At 39.6% G+C, this 245-nt stretch carries 1 protein-coding gene; it reads left to right on the top strand.

Going from position 1 to position 245, the window contains the following annotated elements; all coding sequences use genetic code 11:
* Positions 1–245: substrate-binding domain-containing protein (locus AC0IW9_RS31680; protein WP_471652249.1), on the top strand; the 245-nt coding region annotated here is incomplete at both ends.

Genomic DNA, 245 nt, shown 5'->3' with positions numbered 1-245 from the left:
GCGAAGCCTAAAGTTTATGCGTTAGGTAGTTTAATAGTTTGTGGTTTTGCCGGCGGCGATTTTAAAAAATGGCAAATAATGTTGGCAACTGAAGGGGTGAAAACAATTGCCATAGCAAACCCAAAAACTGCACCATATGGCAAGGCTGCAGCAGAAGCTTTAAAATATTACGGTTTGGACAACAAGGTTAATAAAAAGCTCGTATTCGGCGAAAGTATTGCTCAGGTAAATAACTACCTTCAAAC

This window comes from Belnapia sp. AC561 (genome assembly GCF_979252845.1).
This window is presented reverse-complemented; position numbering and strand designations above follow the sequence as displayed.